Source organism: Anaeromyxobacter oryzae, from assembly GCF_023169945.1.
GTDB classification, from domain to species: Bacteria; Myxococcota; Myxococcia; order Myxococcales; family Anaeromyxobacteraceae; genus Anaeromyxobacter; species Anaeromyxobacter oryzae.
Genome location: NZ_AP025591.1, coordinates 4727241 through 4748469 on the forward strand (window position 1 = coordinate 4727241; position 21229 = coordinate 4748469).

18 protein-coding genes are annotated in these 21229 nt (G+C 72.4%); 12 read left to right on the forward strand and 6 right to left on the reverse strand.

Annotated features, from left to right (window positions below):
* From AMOR_RS20720 to AMOR_RS20730, 3 genes are all read right to left on the reverse strand, one after another.
* The gene (locus AMOR_RS20720; protein ID WP_248353679.1) at positions 1-429 is read right to left on the reverse strand and encodes a cupredoxin domain-containing protein; all 429 of its coding nucleotides are present in this window, start codon (positions 427-429) and stop codon (positions 1-3) included.
* 194 nt (positions 430-623) lie between these two features.
* Complete coding sequence (locus tag AMOR_RS20725; RefSeq protein WP_248353680.1) at positions 624-1865, reverse strand: ABC transporter permease; 1242 nt, start codon at positions 1863-1865, stop codon at positions 624-626.
* 10 nt (positions 1866-1875) lie between these two features.
* Positions 1876-3084, reverse strand: a complete 1209-nt coding sequence (locus AMOR_RS20730) for an MFS transporter (protein ID WP_248353681.1) — start codon at positions 3082-3084, stop codon at positions 1876-1878.
* A 70-nt stretch (positions 3085-3154) separates the two neighbouring features.
* Here AMOR_RS20730 and AMOR_RS20735 point away from each other — a divergent pair, with 70 nt between their 5' ends.
* Both AMOR_RS20735 and AMOR_RS20740 read left to right on the forward strand, forming a co-directional pair.
* Positions 3155-3568 carry a hypothetical protein gene (locus AMOR_RS20735; protein ID WP_248353682.1) on the forward strand — a complete coding sequence of 138 codons (414 nt, stop codon included), beginning with the start codon at positions 3155-3157 and terminating at the stop codon, positions 3566-3568.
* A gap of 18 nt (positions 3569-3586) precedes the next feature.
* A complete protein-coding gene (locus tag AMOR_RS20740; protein ID WP_248353683.1) occupies positions 3587-4366 on the forward strand; it encodes an SDR family oxidoreductase in 780 nt (259 codons plus the stop codon).
* A gap of 28 nt (positions 4367-4394) precedes the next feature.
* On the opposite strand, the gene AMOR_RS20745 is transcribed toward AMOR_RS20740, so the two are convergent.
* Entirely contained in the window at positions 4395-5201 is an 807-nt protein-coding gene (locus tag AMOR_RS20745; protein WP_248353684.1) for a hypothetical protein, read from the reverse strand.
* Between the two features lie 121 nt (positions 5202-5322).
* Between AMOR_RS20745 and AMOR_RS20750 the strand changes: the two genes are divergently transcribed.
* From AMOR_RS20750 to AMOR_RS20770, 5 genes are all read left to right on the forward strand, one after another.
* Entirely contained in the window at positions 5323-6225 is a 903-nt protein-coding gene (locus AMOR_RS20750) for a metallophosphoesterase (protein WP_248353686.1), read from the forward strand.
* 263 nt (positions 6226-6488) lie between these two features.
* Positions 6489-7601 carry a PAS domain-containing sensor histidine kinase gene (locus AMOR_RS20755; protein ID WP_248353688.1) on the forward strand — a complete coding sequence of 371 codons (1113 nt, stop codon included), beginning with the start codon at positions 6489-6491 and terminating at the stop codon, positions 7599-7601.
* A 15-nt stretch (positions 7602-7616) separates the two neighbouring features.
* Positions 7617-8273 (forward strand): cytochrome b/b6 domain-containing protein, encoded by a 657-nt coding sequence (locus AMOR_RS20760; protein ID WP_248353690.1) that lies wholly within the window; start codon positions 7617-7619, stop codon positions 8271-8273.
* The gene (locus tag AMOR_RS20765; protein ID WP_404800909.1) at positions 8270-8977 is read left to right on the forward strand and encodes a molybdopterin-dependent oxidoreductase; all 708 of its coding nucleotides are present in this window, start codon (positions 8270-8272) and stop codon (positions 8975-8977) included. The genes AMOR_RS20760 and AMOR_RS20765 overlap by 4 nt, the downstream gene beginning before the upstream one ends.
* A gap of 92 nt (positions 8978-9069) precedes the next feature.
* Positions 9070-9738: a hypothetical protein gene (locus tag AMOR_RS20770; protein WP_248353691.1), complete on the forward strand. Its 669-nt coding sequence runs from the start codon at positions 9070-9072 to the stop codon at positions 9736-9738.
* Between the two features lie 18 nt (positions 9739-9756).
* Here AMOR_RS20770 and AMOR_RS20775 read toward each other — a convergent pair whose 3' ends face one another.
* Together AMOR_RS20775 and AMOR_RS20780 are read right to left on the reverse strand one after the other, a co-directional pair.
* On the reverse strand, positions 9757-11049 hold the full coding sequence (locus tag AMOR_RS20775) for a phospholipase D-like domain-containing protein (protein ID WP_248353692.1): 1293 nt from the start codon (positions 11047-11049) through the stop codon (positions 9757-9759).
* A gap of 99 nt (positions 11050-11148) precedes the next feature.
* Positions 11149-11487, reverse strand: coding sequence for a P-II family nitrogen regulator (locus AMOR_RS20780; RefSeq protein ID WP_248353693.1), 339 nt, complete (start codon positions 11485-11487; stop codon positions 11149-11151).
* 416 nt (positions 11488-11903) lie between these two features.
* Between AMOR_RS20780 and AMOR_RS20785 the strand changes: the two genes are divergently transcribed.
* From AMOR_RS20785 to AMOR_RS20805, 5 genes are read left to right on the forward strand one after another with little or no spacing between them, the layout of a single operon-like run.
* Complete coding sequence (locus AMOR_RS20785) at positions 11904-12350, forward strand: MarR family winged helix-turn-helix transcriptional regulator (RefSeq protein WP_248362575.1); 447 nt, start codon at positions 11904-11906, stop codon at positions 12348-12350.
* A gap of 5 nt (positions 12351-12355) precedes the next feature.
* A complete protein-coding gene (locus AMOR_RS20790; protein ID WP_248362577.1) occupies positions 12356-13726 on the forward strand; it encodes a TolC family protein in 1371 nt (456 codons plus the stop codon).
* Positions 13719-15011 (forward strand): efflux RND transporter periplasmic adaptor subunit, encoded by a 1293-nt coding sequence (locus AMOR_RS20795; protein ID WP_248353694.1) that lies wholly within the window; start codon positions 13719-13721, stop codon positions 15009-15011. Before AMOR_RS20790 ends, AMOR_RS20795 begins: the two co-directional genes overlap by 8 nt.
* The gene (locus tag AMOR_RS20800) at positions 15008-18118 is read left to right on the forward strand and encodes a multidrug efflux RND transporter permease subunit (protein ID WP_248353695.1); all 3111 of its coding nucleotides are present in this window, start codon (positions 15008-15010) and stop codon (positions 18116-18118) included. The genes AMOR_RS20795 and AMOR_RS20800 overlap by 4 nt, the downstream gene beginning before the upstream one ends.
* Before the next feature lie 7 nt (positions 18119-18125).
* The gene (locus AMOR_RS20805) at positions 18126-21224 is read left to right on the forward strand and encodes a multidrug efflux RND transporter permease subunit (RefSeq protein ID WP_318653819.1); all 3099 of its coding nucleotides are present in this window, start codon (positions 18126-18128) and stop codon (positions 21222-21224) included.
* Positions 21225-21229 lie beyond the last annotated feature (5 nt).

The following is a 21229-nucleotide window of genomic DNA, read 5'->3' on the forward strand; positions in this document are numbered from 1 at the left end:
TCAGTAGCCGCCGCCGCCCCCGCCCCCGCTCCCACCCCCGCCGCCCGTGCTTGGGGTGGGGGTCACGGTGACGGTGCCCTGGAACGCCGCATCGCTCGAGTGCGCGGCGTCGAAGAAGGGGCACGTCGCGGCGCCCGGGAACGCCACCGTCTTGCTCTGGCCCGCGGCGATGGTGCCGAGGTTGAGCCCCTGACAGGTCATGCCCGACTCGATGTCGTGCGAGGCGCTGTCGCCGTTCGTGAACGTGACCGTGCCGCCCGCGGGGACGCAGAGGATCTTGGGCGTGAACCCGGACGCATCGATCGCCACGCTCGCGGGCTGGGTCGGCGTGCAGCCACCCGATCCGCCGGTGCTGGCGCTCGAGCCGCCGCATCCGCCCACCAGCGCCGCCGCCGCCACCACCACCGTCCACTCGATCGCAGCTCTCATCTCGGTCCTCCGTCGCCTCTCGCGGCCGCACCGAAGGCGGCGGCCCAGCCACGTCGACACCGTGCACCCGGTTCGCGGGACAGTCCCCATGGGGAGGCGCGGAGACGGGGCGCCGGCTCTCGAGGGAGCGAGCCGCCGGCGGGCAGTGAACGGAGCGTGAGGGTCGGGTTCCCGCGGCCGGGTAGAGAGGCCCCTCAGTCGGAGCGCAGCGCATCGATCGGATCGAGGCGCGATGCCTTCCGGGCCGGGTAGAGGCCCGAGGCGATGCCGGCCGCGGCCGAGCACGCGATGGCGAGGATGGCGGCGCTGGGCGGGATCGTGACCCGCCAGCCGACCAGGTCGGTGAACATCCAGGACCCCGCCGCGGCCATCGCGAGGCCGAGGACGCCGCCCACCAGCGCCAGCATCACCGCCTCTCCCAGGAACTGCATCTGGACGGCCCGTGGTGTCGCGCCCACGGCGATCCGGACACCGATCTCCTTCGTGCGCTGGAGGACCGAGGCGAGCATCACGTTCATGATCCCGATCCCGCCGATGAGCAGGGAGATCGACGCCAGCGTCACGAGCAGCGTCTCGAGCGTCTCGCTGGCCTTGATCTGGGCCTTGATGGCCTCGTCGGGCCTCCGGACGTTGAAGTCGTCCTCCTCTCCCGGCTGGATGTGGTGGCGCTGGCGGAGGAGCGCCGTGATCCGCTGGATCGCGGGATCGACCGCCTTCATCGAGACCGCGGAGCAGACGATGTCGTCCAGCCAGGTGAACGAGCGGCCCCGGAGCTTCCTCAGGGCGGAGGTCCACGGCATCAGCACCGTGTCGTCCTGGTCCTGACCCGACGCCGACTGCCCCTTGGGCGCGAGGACGCCGATCACCTGGAACGGGAAGCCGTTCACCCGGACGACCTGGCCCACGGGCTCCTCGAAGCCGAAGAGCTGACGGCGGACGGTGTCCCCGATGACGGCGACGCTCGCCGCGTGTAGCACGTGATCATCCACGAAGAACGCCCCCGAGGCGATCCGCCACCGCTTGATGTCGGCGTACTCGGGCGCGACGCCCCGGTATCGGGTGCGCCAGTTACGCTCGGCGCGGACGAGCTGCACGTTCCCGTCGACGTTCTCCGAGACGCTCTTCACGAGCGGGACCTCGCGGCGGATCGCCTCTGCGTCCTCCGGGGTCAGCGTCGTGGTCGAGTGCGAGCCGGTGCGGACGCCGGTCACGGTCCGCCCCCCGGCCTCGATCCACACGAAGCTGTCACCGAGATCGTCCAGGACCCGCTGTGCGCGTGCCGCGCCTCCCTCGCCGATCGCCACGGCCCAGATGACGGCTGCGACCCCGATCGTGATCCCGAGGGTCGTGAGCGCGGATCGCAGCTTGTTGCGAGCGAGCGCCCGGAGCGCCTCGACGAAGAACACCCTCACCCAGAACCGAAGCCGGTCGCCCACGTTGGCTCGATTATAGGCTCGTCGCGGCGCTCCCCCGGCGGAGCGAGGGCACCAGGAGCAGCCCGGCGGCCGAGACCAGCGCGCCGGCCGCCCCGAACGCGAACGCGGCCCACGGCCCCACCGCCTCCCAGAGCAAGCCCGCCGTCGTCGACGCGACGAGCGTCGCGAGCCCCGTCACCGTGCCGAGCATCCCGACCGCAGTCGCCCGCACCGACTCGGGTACGAGCTCGACGGCGTACGCCTTGCCCACGCCGTCGGTCGCGGCGATGTACAGCCCGTATACCCCGAAGAGCGCCCACAGCGTCGCGGGCGCGCGCACGAGCGCGAACCCGAGGTACACGAGCGCGAAGACGCCGAGGCCGCCGACGAGCACTTGCCGGCGTCCCCAGCGATCGGCGAGCTGGCCGAAGACGGGGCTCGAGAGCGAGTAGACGGCGTTGTACGTCGTGTAGAGGAGCACGGTCGCCGTCGTGCCGTAGCCGAGCTGCCTCGCGCGCAGGATGAGGAAGACGTCGCTCGAGTTCGCGACCGCGAACGGCGCCCAGGCCGCGAGGTACGCCAGGAAAGGCCTCGGCATCCGCCGCAGCGGGATCGCGGGCGGCGCGCGCGGGCCGCTCGCCGCGCCGGCCGCGACCCTCGAATCGCGGACGGTGAGGACGAGCGCCGCGCCGACGAGCCCGGGGATCGCCGAGAGCACGATCACGAGCCGCAGGTCGTCGCGCGTCGCGGAGATCAGCGCGAGCGCGAGGAGCGGCCCGACGACCGCGCCCGCCGTATCCATCGCGCGGTGCCACCCGAAGGCGCGGGCGCGCTCGGCGGGCGGCGTGAAGTCGGCGAGGAGCGCGTCGCGCGGGGAGGTGCGCATCCCCTTCCCGAAGCGGTCGGAGGCGCGCGCGACGAGCACGAGCGGCCAGGACCGTGCCAGGGCGATGAGCGGCTTCGAGAGCGCGGCGATCGTGTACCCCGCGAGCACGAACGGCCTGCGCCTCCCCGTGCGGTCGGAGATCCTCCCGAACACCGACTTGAGGAGCGAGGCGACCGCCTCGGCGATCCCCTCGATGAGCCCGATCGCCGCGACCGGCGCGTGCAGCACCGTCGCGAGGAAGATCGGCATGATCGGATAGAGCATCTCCGACGAGACGTCGGCGAAGAACGAGACGAGCCCGAGCCGCACGATCTCCGGGCGGAGCCCGCCGAGGAACCCGGTGCGCCGCTGCACGTACACACGATAGCAGTGGACCGGACCCACGCTCCGCGGCCATGCTGGATGGACACATCGAAAGGGTTCCATGGCTCGCTCCTCCTCCTCCGTCGACAGGCTCCTCGAGGAAACACTCCGGCCGGTGATCCAGCAGGCTTCGGCGGCGATCGCCGCCCTGATCGCCAACGCCGTCGCCGCGCGCCTCGAGGCTCGGCTTCCGAAGCTGGCCCCCGGAGCGAGGCCCGCCCGCGCGGCCGCCGCGTCCCGCTCTCGCAAGGACCTGTCGAGGTGGGTCGCCGACCGCCGCGCCCGCCGCGTCCCGAACTTCGTGATCGAGCTGACCGGCCTCCGGACGAAGAAGGAGATCGTCGCGAGATACGGGGGCGGCGCAGCGTTCGAGAAGGGGAAGAACCTGCCGAAGCTCGTGACGCGGACGGCGCCCGAGGACGCCGCGCCGAAGGCGAAGCCGCCGATCATCCGGAAGAAGCGCGCCGTGGCTTGACGCGAACTACACACCGCCATGGACCTCGGCATCCGCGGCAGGACGGCGCTCGTGTGCGCCGCGTCCAAGGGGCTCGGCAAGGGCTGCGCGACGTCGCTCGCGCGGGAAGGCGTGAACCTCGTCGTCACGGCGCGCGGCAAGGAGGCGCTGGATCGTACGGCGGAGGAGCTTCGCGCGACGTACGGCGTGACCGTGATCGCCGTCCCAGGGGACATCGCGACGGAGGAAGGCCGCCGCGCGGCCCTCGCCGCGTGTCCCGCGCCGGACATCCTGGTGAACAACGCGGGCGGGCCGCCGCCGGGCGACTTCCGGGAGTGGGATCGGGACGCGTGGGTGAAGGCGCTCGACGCCAACATGATCGCGCCGATCCTCATGATCCGGGCGGTCGTCGACGGCATGATCGCCCGCGGCTTCGGAAGGATCGTGAACGTCACCTCGGGCGCGGTGAAGGCGCCCATCGCCGAGCTGGGGCTCTCGAACGGCGCGCGCACGGGGCTCACGGGCTTCGTCGCGGGCCTCGCGCGGAAGACGGTCCGCCACGGGGTCACCGTGAACAACCTGCTGCCGGGTCCGTTCGAGACCGACCGGCTGCGGTCGCTCCTCGAGCACGGCGCGCGCGCTGCCGGGAAGTCCTACGAGGAGATGCGGAGCGCGCGCGCCGCGGCGAACCCGGCGGGCCGGCTGGGGACGATCGCCGAGTTCGGCGACGCCTGCGCGTACCTGTGCAGCGCTCAGGCCGGGTTCATCACGGGCCAGAACCTGCTCGTCGACGGCGGCGCGTACCCCGGGACGTTCTAGCCGGGCGGCGGGCGCCCGCGGCCCGGAGTCACCGCGCGGGCTCCTGCCGGGCGCCGACTTCGACGTCGACCTGTACGCTCCAGAGCCACCCGGTGCCGGCCGGTTGCTGCGGCGGATCGAAGAAGAAGATCGGCCCGGTCAGGATCGAGAGCGAGGGCAGGAAGACGAAGGCCAGCCCGCCGCCGGTCGCGCCGATCACGTTCCTCCCGGTCACGACGTCCCATCGCACTTCGACGCGCTGGAGCCACGGGCGCTTCACGGCGATGGGGGGCAGCGCGACGCCCGCGAGCAGCCCCGCGCGCTCGGTGGCGCCGGAGGACGTTCGCAGGAGGCGGTCGGAGCCGACGTACCCGCCGACGTCGATCGCGCCGATGAACGTGCGCTTCCCGACCACCCCGTAGAAGACGTCGAGCGCCGAGTCACCCGTCACGCCGGCGTCGTAGACGCCGATCGCGACCGACGGCGAGCCGGCGAACATCGCGCCCTCCGGCGCGCCGAGCTTCGCGTTCAGGAAGAGCGGCGAGCGCGTGGGCAGGAGCACGTCGAAGCCGAGCTCGAGCTGGAGCCGCTCGAACGGGAGCACGCCGCTCGTGACGCCGAGGGTGACGGGGTACGAGGCGGCCTTGCTGCTCCCAGGGAAGAAGTAGGTGTCGTACGTGAGGTGCGGGACCGCGAACGGCTGCACCTGCGAGGACGGCGCCCAGAAGAGCGACGAGGGAGTGGCGGTCGCGCCCGCGGGCACGAGCGCGAGGCCGAGCGCGACCGCGACCGGCAGCAGGGCGCGGACCGGGCCGCTCCTGTCCTCCGCTGACGACGGGGCGCGCCTCACGCGCATCCATTCTCCTCGCTCTTGCGCGCGTGCACCCGTGCGGTCGCGGGGCGTCGCGAAGGGGGCACCCCGGGACGTCGCGCGCCGGCGGCCGCCACGCGCGCGACGGACCCCGTATGCTCGGCGCGTGCGGTGCCGCCGCCTCGCCGCGCTCGGTGCGCTCCTCGTCCTCGCCGGCTGCGCTCGCGATCTCGGGGATCCGGACGCCATCGCGGGCCGGCTCCAGGACCCGGTCCGCTTCGCCGTGATCGGCGACTACGGGAACGGGAGCGTGCCGGAGGGCGATGTCGCCAAGCTCGTCGAGGCGTGGCGGCCCGAGTTCGTCGTCACCACCGGCGACAACAACTACCCCGCGGGTGCCGCCGACACGATCGACGACAACGTCGGAAAGGACTGGTCGAGCTTCATCGCGCCGTATCACGGTCGGTACGGGACCGGCGCGGCGACGAACGCGTTCTTCCCGGTGCTCGGCAACCACGACTGGGGGACGCCGGGGGCGCTCCCGTACCTCGAGTACTTCACGCTGCCCGGGAACGGACGCTACTACGACGTCGTGAAGGGCGTCGTCCACGTCGTCGCCGCCGACAGCGATCCGCGGGAGCCCGACGGCGTGGAGGCGGGCTCGACGCAGGAGCGATGGCTCTGCGACACGCTCCGCGCGTCCGGAGCGCGGTGGAAGCTCGTGTTCCTCCACCACCCGCCCTGGTCCTCGGGTCACCACGGCCCGTTCCCGGTGGTCCAGTGGCCGTTCCAGGCCTGCGGTGCGCACGCCGTGTTCGCGGGGCACGACCACGACTACGAGCGGATCCAGCGGGACGGGATCGTCTACTTCGTGAACGGCCTCGGCGGCCAGGAGCCGTATCCATTCCACCGCGTCCCGGTCGTCGGGAGCCGCGCGCGGTTCGACGGCGAGTTCGGCGCGCAGCTGGTGGAGGCCGACGCGCGGACCCTGCTGATTCGCTTCTATACCCGGCGCGGCGACCTCATCGACTGGGTCGCCCTCGGGGAGGACGCCGGCGAGCCTCCGTGAGGAGCTTCGGTACCGGAGCGACCTCGGCTGCCGGCGCGTGTAACGGGCCGACCGTCAGCCCTCGAGCTCCGCTGGACGCCGCCGCCCTGGTTTCGCCGGCCCGGACGGGTCGGACAGCGCTCGCCCGAGCGCGTGCCCGCTCGCCACCCCACTCGATTTTCTCGTGCGAGGGACCGCGGGGGCGGCGTACGTGCACTCGCGTGCCCCTGGCGCACCCGCTCATACCCGCTGCCCACGCCGACCCCGATCAATTCCGCCTCCTCGTGGCGAGCGTTCGCGACTACGCGATCTTCATGCTCGATCCCAAGGGGTACATCGTGACCTGGAACCTCGGCGCCGAGCGGATCAAGGGCTACACGGAGAGCGAGATCGTCGGCAGCCACTTCTCCGTCTTCTACCCGGCCGAGGACAACGCGGCCGGCAAGCCGGACTGGGAGCTCGCGGAAGCCGAGCGGCTGGGCCGGTTCGAGGACGAGGGGTGGCGCCTCCGCAAGGACGGCTCGCGCTTCTGGGCGAACGTCATCATCACGGCGCTCCGCGACCCGGGCGGCGTTCTCCGCGGCTTCGGGAAGGTCACGCGCGACCTCACCGCGCGCCGCGAGGCGGAGGAGACCGCCCGCCGCCTGGCGGCGGAGCAGGCCGCCCGTTCCATGGCCGAGAAGACGGAGCGGTACCAGCGCGATCTCCTCGCCATCCTCGGCCACGACCTGCGGAACTGTCTCTCCGTCATCGTGACCGCAGGCGAGATGAACCGGCTCCAGGCGGAGAACGAGAAGATCCGGCGACGTGCCACCCAGGTGGTGAGCACGGCGAAGCGGATGCGCCACATCATCCACAGCATCATCGACTACACCTACGCGCAGCGGGAGGGCGTCCCGATCGTCCCGCGGGAAGGAGCGGACTTTCACGGGGTCTGCGAGCGCGTCCTCCAGGAGTTCCGGACGCTCCACCCCCAGCGCCTCATCCTGTACGAAGCGGAAGGGAATCCGCTCGGGACCTGGGACGAGGGCCGCCTCGAGCAGGTCGTGCAGAACCTCCTCGGGAACGCGCTGAAGTACAGCCCGCCCGACTCGACCGTGAGCGTCCGCTGGGCTCGAGAGGGCGACCACGTGAACGGCGCGCTGGTGCTGTCCGTTCACAACGAGGGGCCCCCGATCCCGCCCGAGCTCGTCGCGCACATGTTCGAGCCGTTCCGGTCCGGAGAGCGGCTCGCGACGAGCGACGACGGGAGCATGGGCCTCGGCCTGTTCATCGTCCGTGAGATCGTGCGCGCGCATGGGGGCGAAACGTCTGCGCAATCCGACGCGGAGCACGGAACGACCTTCACCGTGACGCTTCCGCCTCGATCGCCGGCTGGAGCGCGGCCGTCGCAGTAGCGAGCCGAGCGGCACATGGCGCGCAGCGCACAACCACCGCTCATCCGCGTGACCCACTGGGCCCACGCGATCCTCTTCGCCCTGATGGCGGGGAGCGGGCTGCAGATCCTCGTCGCGTTCCCGCTCCTCGGCCCGCGCGGCCAGCCGTACGGGTGGTACCCGCTGCAGGGCGCTCGCCCTCCCGCCGCGCTGACGATCGGCGGGTGGCTCGCCGGCGCCCGCCACTGGCACTTCGCGTTCGCGTGGTTCTTCACGGCGAACGCGCTCGTGTACCTCGTCTACTTCTTCTGGAGCGGCACGTGGAGGGAGCGGCTGTTCCTGCCGCGGCGCGACGCCCGCAACGCCTGGGAGACCGTGCTCCACGACCTGCGGCTCCGGAAGGTCCCGCCGGCGCCGGTCGGCCTCTACAACGGGATGCAGCGGCTCACGTACACCGGGGTGCTCGCGATCGCGCCGCTGCTCGTCGCGTCGGGGCTCGCGATGTACAAGCCCGTGCAGCTGCCGCGGCTCACCGCGATCCTGGGCGGCTACGACGCCGCCCGCGCGATTCACCTGCTCGTGCTGGCCGCGCTCGCGGTCTTCCTCGTGATCCACGTCGTCCAGGTGGCGCTCCACCCGCGGACGCTCGTCGACATGACCACCGGCGGCGCGAGGCGGGAGGTCGAGGCGTGAGCGGCGCGACGCGCCGTCGGTTCCTCGGGGCCGGGCTCCGGACGGCGGGCCTGCTCGCGGTCGGTGGCCTCGCGTGCGACAGCAACCGGCCGCGGACGGGGTTCCTCGGCGTGATGGAGCGGGTGAACGAGCGCTTCCAGCGCGCGCTGTTCGATCCCGGCCGGCTCGCTCCGGAGCTGAGCGAGCGCGAGGAGAGCCTCCCGGGCGACTTCCCCATGTACAGGATCGGGGACGACTACCCGGCCCCGCCGGAGGGCTGGGCGCTGCGGGTCGGCGGGCTCGTCGCGCGGCCGGTCACGCTCTCCGCCGACGCGCTCGCGCGGCTGCCGCGGACCCGCACGCGCGTCCGCCATCACTGCGTCGAGGGGTGGTCGGCGGTCGCCGCGTGGGACGGCGTGCGGCTCTCGGAGATCGCCCGGCTCGTCGGGCCGGATCCGCGCGTCCGCTACGTGGAGTTCCGCTCGTTCGAGCCCGGCTACTACTCGTCCTGGGATCTCGAGAGCGCGCTTCATCCGCAGACCATCCTCGCGTACGGGATGAACGGCCAGCCGCTCGCGCGCGAGTACGGCGCTCCACTGCGGCTCTACTCCGCCGTGAAGCTCGGCTACAAGATGGTGAAGTATCTCGCCGAGGTGAGCTTCCTCCCCGTCCGGACGGGCGGGTACTGGGAGGACCGCGGCTACGAGTGGTTCGCGGGCGTCTAGGAGCGCTCGCGGGGAAGGGTCGCGTCGTCGACCCAGCGCACGGCGACGCCGTCCGGGAGCACGCCGGGGCGGCCTCGCGGAGGTTCATGTCCATGGCTCGGTTCGGTTCGGTGGCGGCGGCTGCGATCGGCCTCGCGGCGCTCGCCACGTCGGCGTCCGCGGCGGGGCAGCCGGAGGAGCACGTCCGCGGCGTGATCGGAGCGGTCGCGAACGACACCGTGACGGTGAAGGGCGCCGACGGCCGGGCGCAGAAGCTGAAGCTCGGCGACGAGACGCGCGTCAGCTTCGCGACGCGGGCCGATCTCGGCGCGATCGCGAAGGACGAGTTCGTCGGCACCACCGCGGTCGAGGGGAGCGACGGCTCGCTCCGGGCGGTCGAGGTGCACGTGTTCCCCCAGGCGATGCGAGGCACGGGCGAGGGGCACCGGCCCTGGGACCTGAAGCCGGGGAGCACCATGACGAACGCGACCGTCGCCAGCGTCGAGGGATCGAAGACGGCGCCGCCGAGCACGATGACGAACGCCACGGTGTCCGACGTCGCCGGGGCCGCCGGCGGGAAGACGCTCACGCTGTCGTACGCCGGTGGCGAGAAGAAGGTCCTCGTTCCGCCCGGGACGCCCGTCGTGCGGATCGAGCCCGCCGATCGCTCCGCGCTCGCCCCGGGGCAGCACGTGTTCGCCGCGGGCGCGCGCCAGCCGGACGGAACCGTGCTGGTGAACCGGATCTTCGTGGGGAAGGACGGGGTGGTGCCGCCGATGTGAGGCGGTGAACGGGCGCCGTCACCCGCGATCGGCGACCCAGCCCGGCGGCCGAGGCGCCTCGCGCTCGCGGGGCGAGGGGCGCGTCGTCGCGCCGACCGCGCGCGGCTCGCTGCGCGCGCGCCCTCCCGCGACCTGCCGCGAGTGCGCCAGGTCCGCGTGCCAGCGTCGCTCGAGCTCGGCCGCGAACGTCCGATCGTCCACGACGAGGCAGCCCTCCTCCAGCCACTCCATCGAGAGGTAGTCGAGGTTGATGGAGCCCACCACGACCAGCCGGTCGTCCACGAGCATGGTCTTCGCGTGCATCATCGACGGCTGGTACTCGTACACGCTCATGCCGCCGCGCTCGAGCCGGGGATACAGCCGGCGCTGGAGGAACGTGATGGTGCGGTGATCCTGGTGAGGGCCCGGCAGCAACAGCCGTACGTCCACGCCGTGCCGCGGGAGCAGGAGGAGCGCGCCGAGCAGCTCCGGCGGCGGGACGAAGTAGGCGTTGGCGATCCAGGCGCGCCGCCGGGCCGCCATGAGCGCGATGTGCGTCACCCACCGTGCGTGCGACAGCCCCACCACGTCCATGCTCGTGACGTAGGCGGCGCGGGCGCCGCCCGCGGGCCGAGCCCGCTCGAACTCGGCGCGGGGCAGGAGCGCGCCGCCCGTCTCGAGCCAGTGCGCGGCGAACGCGGCCTGCATCTGCCGCACGACCGGCCCCTCCACCTCGGCGTTCGCGTCCCGCCATCCGTCCGGCGAGAGGCCGTCGCCGCTCCACTCGGGCGCGATGCCGAACCCGCCCGTGAAGCCCACGCGACCGTCGACGACGACGAGCTTGCGGTGATTCCGGCCGGTGAGGGTGAACGGTCGCTTCTTCGGGTCGCGGAAGTAGCGCACCTCGCAGCCGGCGTCGCGGAGGGGCCGGGACAGCTCCTCGTCGAAGCCGGTGCTGCCCATCGGGTCCACCAGGACGCGGACCGCGAGCCCTTCGCGCGCCCGGCGGCACACGAGCTCGGCCAGCCGGGTCCCGGCCTTTCCGGGCTTCCAGATGTAGACGTCGAAGTGGATGCTGTGGCGCGCCGCCCCGATCGCCTCCTCCATCGCATCGAAGACCTCTCCGTTGTCCCGCCACGCGAGACGGTTCGCGTCCACGAGCGACACGCCGGTGGCCTGCATGAGCGCGAGGCCGACCTGGTCGAGCCCCTCCGTGAGGCCCATGCGGAGCGAGCCCAGCGCGCCCGAGCGCGTCCGGCGGTCCCACCAGCGCCGCGCGAGCGTCCCGAGCGCAGCGCCCACGGCGATGCCGGAGGCGAATGATCGGATCACGGATGGAAGGCTGCGCATCGCGCACGCGCGAAGGGGATGGGCGACCTCCCGACGGGTCGCTCCACCGGCACGGCGAGCGGGTGGCCGGAGGCGCGCTCGTCAGAGCGCGCTCTCGCCACGCTCGCCGGTGCGGACGCGAACCGCCTCGTCGATGTGCGTGACGAACAGCTTGCCGTCGCCGATCTTTCCGGTCCTGAGCGACCGCTCGAGGTCGTGGAGGACCCGGGGGACGAGGGGATCCGGCACGACGATCTCGATCTTCAGCTTCGGGTTCAGGTCGATCTGGTACTCGGAGCCGCGGAAGACCTCCGTGTGGCCCTTCTGCCGTCCGTGGCCCTTCACCTCGGAGACGGTGAGCCCCGCGATCCACTCGTGGTCGAGGGCCCGCTTGACCTCGTAGAGCTTCGAGGGCCTGACGATCGCCTCGATCTTCGTCATGCGTGCTCCGGGATCCGGTGCGTGCGGGCTGCGGTGGAGACCGGTCCCGGACCCGCCGGCGCCCCGGGGCGGAGTCCTTGCATCGTGGGTGCCGGCGACGCGGTGAGCGTCTGGCCCGCGATCGGCGCGCCATCCGTCCAGCGCCTCGGCGCGCCTGCACGCCTTCGCGGCGACCGCTGCCGTCGGAGCAGGCAGTCGTGCAGGGCAGGCCGGCTCGTGGCACGCTTCTGCGTCGACGATGCGAGGCGGCCTTCGCAGCGGAGAGGCCGTCGGGTGGTTCGCGATCCGGTGCCCCGTTCCTGTTGCCTCGCTCGACCGCGGCAGCCGGCCGTACCGCCGCCCGCCCGGGGCAGGCTCGTGACGTGAGGCTTGACCCGCGCCCGCGACGCGAGTAATTGCATCGGCAACGGTTGCCTATGCAAGAATATCTCGGGCTCCTGATCGCGGCGGCACGCAGGCGCATCAAGCAGGTGGTGCTCGCCGAGGTGGCGAAGTTCGGGCTCTCCGCGCAGCAGTTCTGGACTCTCGTGGCGCTCCGGGAGTCGCACGGGATGTCGCAGGCGGAGCTCGCGGACCGCGTGCGGGCGGACGCCCCGACCGTCAGCCGGACGCTCACCGCGCTCCTCGAGCGCGGGCTCGTCCAGACCGAGCCGGACCCGGACGACCGCAGGCGATCGCGCGTCCTCCTGACGCGGGCCGGCGAGAAGCTGGCGAGCGACGTCGCGGCCGTCGCGGACGAGGTCCGCGCCGCGGTGATCGAAGGGATGAGCCCCGCCGAGGAGGCGGCCGTGCGGCGGGGCCTCAAGCGAATCGTCGCGAACCTCGATCGGTACGAGGCGCGCATGCGCGGGAGAAGGTCGTGACCTCGATGCTCGTTCCGCTCCTGCTCGCGGTCGCCCAGCAGCCGCAAGCCTCCCCGCCGCCGGCACCGCCCCCGCCGCCCGACCTCCGGCCCGCGCTGCCGGGGCCGTCGTCCGCCCGGGTCCTCTCGCTCGCGGAGGCCGAGCGCAGCGCGCTCGAGCGCCAGCCGCAGCTCGCGCAGGCGCGCTCCACGACGGAGGCCGCCTCGGCCCGCGCCGACCAGGCGCGCGCGCCGCTGCTGCCGCAGGTGAGCGGGACGGCGTCGTACCAGCGCCTCACCGGCAACTTCGTGGCGCGCCCGGGCTCGTTCCCCACCACCGGCGGCGGAACCACGACGTCCCGCGCGAGCTGGGGGACGACCGACTACTACGCCTTCGGTCTCACCGCCTCGCAGCTCGTGTGGGACTTCGGGCAGACCAGCGGCCGGTGGCGCTCGGCGCAGGCGCTCGCGACCGCGCAGCGCGACAGCGAGCGGGCCACCGAGGTCCAGGTGCTGCTCACCGTGCGCGCCGCGTTCTTCGGCGCGCGGGCCCAGCGCGACCTCGTGCACGTCGCGTCGGACACGCTCGCGAACCAGGAGGCCCACCTCCGCCAGGTGGAGGGCTTCGTGCGGGCGGGGACGCGGCCGGAGGTGGATCTCTGGCAGGCCCGGACCGATCGCGCCAACGCCCAGGTGCAGCTCATCAACGCGGAGAACGCGTACGCGATCGCGCGCGCGCAGCTGAACCAGGCGATGGGCGTCACCGGCTCGACGGACTACGAGGTCGCGAGCGACACGCTGCCGCCCGTCGAGGAAGAGGACGGCATCGTCGACGCGCTCGTGCCCGAGGCGGAGCGCAACCGCCCCGACCTCGTGTCGCTCGAGGAGCAGGCGCGCGCGCAGGACCTCACCGCCGGTGCCCTCCAGGGCGGGTACGGGCCGTCGCTGGGAATCTCGACCGGCTTCACCGACGCCGGGCCGACGATTGGCTCGACGGTGTGGAACTGGAACGCGACCGCCACGCTGACGTGGAACCTGTTCCAGGGCGGCCTCACCCGCGCCCAGGTGCAGGAGGCGCGGGCGAACGGCTCGGCCGTGCGCGCCGAGGCGGAGGTCCTCCGCCAGCAGATCCGCGTGGACGTCGACCAGGCGCGGCTCGCGGTGCGCGCCGCGAAGAGCTCCCTCGGGGCCGCGAACGACGCGCTCACGAACTCGAAGGAGCGGCTGCGCCAGGCGGAGCGACGGTACCAGCTCGGCGTCGGAAGCCTCATCGACCTCGGCGACGCGCAGCTCGCGGAGACGGCCGCCGCCGCGCAGCTCGTCCAGGCCGAGTTCAACCTGTCCACCTCGCGCGCGCAGCTGCTGCGCGCGCTGGGACGTGAGGTGCAGCGTGGCTGAGACCGTGAAGCGGCGCGGGCGCTGGGCGCTCGGGCTCGTCGTCGTCCTCGTCGTCGCGGGCGCCGTCTGGCTGGCCCGCGGCCGGGGCGGGGACGCCGCGAAGGGGAAGGCACCCGCAGGCGGCGCGGCCGCGCAGGCGCAGCGCCCGGTCCCGGTGACGGCCGCTCTCGCCGCGCGCCGGGACGTCGCCGAATGGCTGGAGGGGCTGGGGAGCGTCGTCGCCTACCAGACGGTCACCGTGAAGCCGCAGGTGGACGGACGGCTCGACCAGGTGGTCTTCCGCGAGGGGCAAGTGGTGCGCAAGGGACAGGTGCTGGCGCAGATCGACCCGCGCCCGTTCCAGGCGCAGCTCATGCAGGCGGAGGGCGCGCTCGCCCGGGACCAGGCCCAGCTCCGGAGCGCCCGCCTCGATCTCGAGCGGTACCGCGCGCTCTCCGCCGAGCGGCTCGTCCCGCAGCAGCAGGCCGATCAGCAGATCGCCGCGGTGGGCCAGCTCGAGGGGGCGGTCCGGATCGACGAGGCCGCCATCTCGACGGCGCGGCTCAACCTCGGCTACGCGACCATCGCCTCGCCGATCGACGGCGTGACGGGCATCCGCGTCGTGGACGCAGGGAACGTCGTCCACGCCGCGGACCCCAACGGCATCGTCGTCGTGGCGCAGCTCGATCCGATCGCGGTCATCTTCACGCTGCCGCAGGATCAGCTCACGCCCATCGCGACTGCGCAGAGCGGCGGCCCGCTCGCGGTCGACGTGTACGCGCGGGACGGCGTGACGCTGCTCGGGCAGGGGCGCCTGGAGGTGATCGACAACCAGATCAACCAGGCCACCTCCACCGTGCGGCTCAAGGCGGTGCTGCCGAACCCGAAGCGGCTCCTCTGGCCGAACCAGTTCGTGAACGCGCGGCTCCGGCTCGGCACCCGCCGCGACGCGCTGGTCGTCCCTGCGCCGGCGGTGCAGCGCGGGCCGCAGGGCACGTTCGTCTACGTGGTCGGACCGGACGCCACCGCCACGCCGCGCCCCGTCGAGGTCGAGGCCACCGTCGGTGATCAGGCCGTGATCGCGAAGGGCATCGCGGACGGCGACCGGGTCGTCGTCGAGGGGCAGAACCAGCTCCGCCCGGGCGCGAAGGTCCAGCTGCGTGAGCCCGGGAAGCCGGCGGGGCAGGGCGGACCGGCGGGGCAGGTCGGACCGGCGGCCCAGGGCGGTCAGCCCGCCCAGGGCGGACCGGCGGGCCAGGCCGGAGCTGCGGGCCGGCGAGGAGCCGCGGAGGCTGCCCGCAGATGAGCGTCTCCGAGCCGTTCATCCGGCGCCCCGTCGCGACCGCGCTCCTCACCTTCGGCCTGCTGCTGGCCGGGGTCGCCGGGTACCGCCAGCTGCCGGTCTCGGCGCTGCCGCAGGTGGACTACCCTACGATCGTCGTCTCGACCGCGTTCCCCGGCGCGAGCGCCGAGACGATGGCGTCGGCCGTGACCACGCCGCTCGAGCGGCAGTTCGGGCAGATGCCCGCGCTCGCGCAGATGACGTCGGTCTCGAGCTTCGGGAGCTCCCAGATCACGCTGCAGTTCCAGCTCGACCGGAACATCGACTCCGCGGAGCAGGACGTGCAGGCCGCGATCAACGCCGCCGCGACGCTCCTGCCGCGCGGCCTGCCGAACCCGCCCACGTACTCGAAGTCGAACCCGGCGGACACGCCGATCCTGACGCTCGCGGTGAGCTCGGACACGCTCCCGCTGCCGCAGGTGAACGACCAGGCGGACTCCATCCTGGCGCAGAAGATCTCGCAGGTCGCCGGCGTCGGCCTCGTCACCCTGAACGGCGCCCAGAAGCCCGCGGTGCGGGTGCAGGTCGATCCGGCCGCGCTCGCCGGGAACGGGCTGTCGCTCGAGGACGTCCGGGCGGCCCTCGTGGCGGCCAACGTAAACCAGGCGAAGGGCAACATCGACGGCCCGCGCCAGGACTACACGCTCGCGACGAACGACCAGCTGTACTCGGCGGCAAGCTTCCGCTCGCTCGTCATCGCCTACAAGAACGGGGCGCCCATCCGGCTCGACGACGTGGCGGACGCCGCGGACGGCGTGGAGAACGACCAGCTCGCCGGCTGGGCCGGCGGCAAGCGCGCCATCATCCTCAACGTCCAGCGGCAGCCCGGCGCGAACGTGATCGAGGTCGCGGAGCGGGTGAAGGCGCTCCTGCCCCGCCTCTCCTCGGCGCTGCCGCAGGGCGTCCAGGTCTCGATCCTCTCCGACCGGACCGAGACGGTGCGCGCCTCGGTGGACGACGTGCAGTTCACGCTCATCCTGTCCGTGCTGCTCGTCGTGGCCGTCATCTACGTCTTCCTCCGCTCGCTCCGCGCCACCCTCATCCCGGGCATCGCCGTGCCGCTGTCGCTCATCGGCACGTTCGGGATCATGTACCTGTCCGGCTACAGCCTGAACAACCTGTCGCTCATGGCGCTCACGATCTCGACCGGCTTCGTGGTCGACGACGCGATCGTCATGATCGAGAACATCGCCCGGTACGTGGAGGAGGGCGATCCGCCTTTCGAGGCGGCGCTCAAGGGCGCGAAGCAGATCGGCTTCACCATCGTCTCGCTCACGGTCTCGCTCGTGGCGGTGCTCATCCCCCTGCTCTTCATGGGCGGCATCATCGGGCGGCTGTTCCGGGAGTTCGCGGTCACCCTCAGCATCGCCATCGGCGTCTCGGCGGTGCTCTCCCTGACGCTCACGGCCATGATGTGCGCCCACCTGCTGCGGGCGCACGAGGAGCCAGGGCGGCTCGCGAAGGCGTTCGAGCGCCTCTTCGATCGGCTCCTCGCGTTCTACGACCGCACCCTGCGGTGGGTCCTCGACCACCAGCCGCTGACGCTCGCGGTGACCGTGGGGACGCTGGCCCTGACGGCGGTGCTGGCGCTCGTCATCCCGAAGGGCTTCTTCCCGGTGCAGGACACCGGGCTCGTCATCGGCCTCACGGAGGCGGCGCCGGACGTCTCGTTCCAGCGGATGGCCTCCCGCCAGGAGGCGCTCGCGGCGGCGGTGCGCGAGGATCCCGACGTGGCGACGGTGGCGTCCTTCATCGGGCCCGACGGCACGAACCCGACGGTGAACTCGGGCCGGCTCTCCATCGCGCTGAAGCCTCGCTCCGAGCGCTCGGCGAGCGCGTCGGAGATCATCGCCCGTCTCCAGCCGCGCCTCGCACAGGTGGAGGGCATCCGGGCCTTCCTGCAGCCCGTCCAGGATCTCCAGATCGAGACGCGCGTCTCCCGGACGCAGTACCAGTACACGCTCGAGGACGCGGACCCGGAGGAGCTCGCGACCTGGGCGCCCCGCGTCGTGGAGCGGCTCCGCGAGCTGCCCCAGCTCCGCGACGTCGCGAGCGACCAGCAGTCGGGGGGCCTCCAGGTGAAGCTCACCATCGACCGCGACACCGCCGGCCGGCTCGGGATCCAGGCGCAGGCGATCGACGACACGCTCTACGACGCGTTCGGGCAGCGCCAGGTGTCCACGATCTTCACGCAGCTGAACCAGTACCGCGTCATCCTCGAGGTGAAGCCGGAGTTCCAGCAGGACCCGGGCGCGCTCGACCGGATCTACGTGAAGTCCGCGGCCGGGCAGCCCGTCCCGCTCTCCTCGTTCGTGCGGATGGAGCGCACCACCGCGCCGCTCGCCATCAGCCACCAGGGCCAGTTCCCCGCGGTGACGGTGTCCTTCGACCTCGCGCCCGGCGCGAGCCTCGGCAAGGCGGTGGACGCCATCGCGGCGGCCGACGCGGAGATCGGGCTCCCGCCCGGCGTGCGGGCCGGGTTCACCGGGACGGCGCAGGCGTTCCGCGAGTCGCTCGCGAGCGAGCCCCTCCTCGTCCTCGCGGCGCTCGTCACCGTCTACATCGTGCTCGGGGTGCTCTACGAGAGCTACATCCACCCGGTGACGATCCTCTCGACGCTCCCGTCCGCCGGCGTGGGCGCGTTCCTCGCGCTCATGCTGACCCGGGGCGAGTTCGACATCATCGCGCTCATCGGGATCGTGCTGCTCATCGGGATCGTGAAGAAGAACGCGATCATGATGATCGACTTCGCGCTCGAGGCGGAGCGCGAGCAGAAGCTCGGGACCCGCGAGGCGATCTACCAGGCGTGCCTGCTGCGCTTCCGGCCCATCATGATGACCACCATGGCGGCGCTGCTCGGCGGGCTCCCGCTGGCGCTCGGGTCCGGGACCGGCTCCGAGCTGCGCCGGCCGCTCGGGATCAGCATCGTGGGCGGGCTCGTCATCTCGCAGCTCCTGACCCTCTACACCACCCCGGTCGTCTACCTCTACATGGCGCGGCTCGGCCGGCTCGTGCGGCGCGGCCACGAGCCCGAGGCGCAGCCGACCGCGGCCGCGGGCGGGGCGGAGTGAGGGCCCGGTGAGCATCTCCGAGCCCTTCATCCGCAGGCCGGTCGCGACCACGCTGCTCGCGATGGCGCTGCTCCTCGGCGGCGCCGCGGCCTACACGCAGCTCCCGGTGGCGCCGTTGCCGCGGGTCGACTTCCCGACGATCAACGTCTCGGCCGGCCTCCCCGGCGCGAGCCCCGAGACAATGGCCTCGGCGGTGGCGACCCCGCTCGAGCGGCGGTTCGGCCGCATCGCGGGGCTGTCCGAGATCACGTCGGTGAGCTCCCTCGGCTCCACGAGCCTCACGCTGCAGTTCGACCTCGATCGCGACGTCGACGCCGCCGCGCGGGACGTGCAGGCCGCCATCAACGCCTCCCTCGGCGACCTGCCCTCGAACCTGCCGGTGCGGCCCAACTTCCGGAAGGTGAACCCGGCCGACGCGCCGATCCTGATCCTCGCCGTCCGCTCGGAGACGTTGCCGCTGTCGAAGGTGTTCGACGTCGCCAACACGGTGCTCGCGCAGAAGATCTCGCAGGTCGACGGCGTCGGGCAGGTCTTCGTCGGCGGAGGCCAGCAGCCCGCGGTGCGGATCCAGGTGGATCCCGCCGCGCTGGCGGGCGCCGGCCTCTCCACCTCGGCGCTCCGGACCACGATCGGCGTCGCCACCGCGAACCAGGCGAAGGGGTCGCTCGATGGCCCCGAGCAGTCGCACACCGTGGCCGTCGACGATCAGCTGCTCTCCGCCGCCGCGTGGAGCCCCATCGTGGTCGGGTACGCGAACGGGAGCCCGGTCCGGCTGCGCGACGTGGCGCGGGTGGTGGACAGCGTGGAGAACACGCGCGCCGCCGGGTGGGTGGACGGGAAGCGTGCGGTGGTGATGATCGTCCGCCGCCAGCCCGGCGCGAACATCCTCGAGGTCATCGACCGCGTGCAGGCGCTCCTGCCGGAGCTCACGCACGCCATCTCTCCGGCGATCGACGTGCAGGTCGCGCTCGACCGCAGCCAGACGATCCGCGCCTCGGTGAGGGACGTGCAGGTGACCCTCCTCGCGAGCGTGGCGCTGGTCGTGCTGGTGGTCTTCCTCTTCCTCCGCAGCGCGCGCGCCACCGTCATCCCCACCGTGGCGGTGCCGCTCGCGATCGTCGCGACGTTCGGCGGGATGTTCCTGCTCGGCTACAGCCTCGACAACCTGTCCCTCATGGCGCTCACGATCTCCACCGGGTTCGTGGTCGACGACGCCATCGTGGTCACCGAGAACGTCACCCGGTACGTGGAGGCGGGCGAGCCGCCGCTCTCGGCGGCGCTCAAGGGCGCGAAGCAGATCGGCTTCACGATCGTCTCGATCACGGCATCGCTCCTCGCGGTGTTCATCCCCATCCTGCTCATGGGCGGCATCGTGGGCCGGCTCTTCCGCGAGTTCGCGGTGACCCTCAGCATCGCCATCGCCTTCTCGGCGGTGATCTCGCTGACCCTCACGCCGATGATGGCTTCCCGCCTCCTGAAGCTGCGCTCGGAGGAGCGCCGCGGCCGCTTCTACCGCGTCTCGGAGCGGTTCTTCGACGGGATGCTCCACGGGTACGAGCGCGCCCTGTCCTGGGTGCTCGACCACCACGCCCTCATGCTGGTGGTGACGGTGGTCGCGGCCGCGGTGAGCATCTGGCTCTACGTCATCGTGCCGAAGGGCCTCTTCCCGCAGCAGGACACGGGCCAGGTCTTCGGGATCTCGGACGCCCCGCAGGACGTCTCGTTCCCCGCCATGCGCGACCGGCAGGAGCTCGTGAACCGGGCGGTGATGTCCGACCCGTCGGTGGACCACGCCGTCTCGTTCATCGGCGGCGGCACGCTCAACACCGGCAACGTGTTCATGCAGCTCAAGCCCCGCGAGCAGCGCAAGGAGACCGCGGACCAGGTCATCGCGACGCTCCGCCCGAAGCTGGCGCAGGTGCCCGGGATCCAGCTCTTCCTCCAGTCGGTGCAGGACGTGCGGGTCGGGGGCCGCTTCTCTCGGACGCAGTACCAGTACACGCTGCAGGACGCGAACCTGGAGGAGCTCAACGCCTGGGCGCCGCGGATGCTCGAGAAGCTCAAGACGCTCCCCCAGCTGCGCGACGTCGCGACCGACCAGCAGACGAGCGCGCTCCAGCTGAAGGTCGAGGTGGACCGCGATACGGCCTCGCGCCTCGGCATCACCGCCCAGGCGGTCGACGACGCCCTCTACGACGCGTTCGGCCAGCGCCAGGTCGCCACCACCTACACGCAGGTGAACCAGTACCGCGTCGTCCTGGAGATGAAGCCGGAGCTGGCGCAGCACCCCGAGGCGCTGCGGAACGTGTACGTGCCGACCCCCGACGGCAGCCAGGTGCCCCTCGCGAGCATCGCGCGCTGGTCGCCGCAGCCGACCTCGCTCTCGGTGAACCACCAGGGTCAGTTCCCGGCGGTGACGCTCTCGTTCAACCTCGCGCCCGAAGTGTCGCTCGGCCAGGCGCTCACCGCGATCCACCGCGCGGAGCAGCAGATCGGCCTCCCCGCGAGCATCCGGGCCGCGCCGCAGGGCACGGCGCAGGCGTTCGTGGAGTCGCTGCGGAGCGAGCCGTGGCTCGTCCTCGCGGCGCTCGTCGCCGTCTACATCGTCCTCGGGGTGCTCTACGAGAGCTACGTCCACCCGATCACGATCCTGTCGACGCTGCCGTCGGCCGGGGTGGGCGCGCTCCTCGCGCTCCTCGTGATGCGGACCGAGTTCAGCATCATCGCGCTCATCGGGGTGATCCTGCTCATCGGCATCGTGAAGAAGAACGCGATCATGATGATCGACTTCGCGATCGAGGCGGAGCGCGACGAGGGGCTCTCGACCCGCGACGCGATCTACCGCGCGTGCGCGCTTCGGTTCCGCCCCATCATGATGACCACCATGGCGGCGCTGCTCGGCGCGCTACCGCTCGCCTTCGGCGGCGGCGCCGGCAGCGAGCTGCGCCAGCCGCTCGGCATCACGATCGTGGGCGGGCTGGTCTTCTCGCAGATGCTGACGCTGTTCACGACGCCGGTCGTCTACCTGACGCTGGACAGGTTCACGCGGACGAAGAAGCGGAGCGTCGGGCCTGCCGTCGCGCAGCCGTCCCGGCCGATCGCGTGAGGGGC

Excerpts from the sequence above, each read along its gene's own strand:
- AMOR_RS20720 (WP_248353679.1), bottom strand. The coding sequence starts at position 429 with ATGAGAGCTGCGATCGAGTGGACGGTGGTGGTGGCGGCGGCGGCGCTG.
- AMOR_RS20735 (WP_248353682.1), top strand. The coding sequence starts at position 3,155 with ATGGCTCGCTCCTCCTCCTCCGTCGACAGGCTCCTCGAGGAAACACTC.
- AMOR_RS20740 (WP_248353683.1), top strand. The coding sequence starts at position 3,587 with ATGGACCTCGGCATCCGCGGCAGGACGGCGCTCGTGTGCGCCGCGTCC.
- AMOR_RS20745 (WP_248353684.1), bottom strand. The coding sequence starts at position 5,201 with ATGCGCGTGAGGCGCGCCCCGTCGTCAGCGGAGGACAGGAGCGGCCCG.
- AMOR_RS20760 (WP_248353690.1), top strand. The coding sequence starts at position 7,617 with ATGGCGCGCAGCGCACAACCACCGCTCATCCGCGTGACCCACTGGGCC.
- AMOR_RS20770 (WP_248353691.1), top strand. The coding sequence starts at position 9,070 with ATGGCTCGGTTCGGTTCGGTGGCGGCGGCTGCGATCGGCCTCGCGGCG.
- AMOR_RS20780 (WP_248353693.1), bottom strand. The coding sequence starts at position 11,487 with ATGACGAAGATCGAGGCGATCGTCAGGCCCTCGAAGCTCTACGAGGTC.
- AMOR_RS20785 (WP_248362575.1), top strand. The coding sequence starts at position 11,904 with ATGCAAGAATATCTCGGGCTCCTGATCGCGGCGGCACGCAGGCGCATC.
- AMOR_RS20790 (WP_248362577.1), top strand. The coding sequence starts at position 12,356 with ATGCTCGTTCCGCTCCTGCTCGCGGTCGCCCAGCAGCCGCAAGCCTCC.
- AMOR_RS20800 (WP_248353695.1), top strand. The coding sequence starts at position 15,008 with ATGAGCGTCTCCGAGCCGTTCATCCGGCGCCCCGTCGCGACCGCGCTC.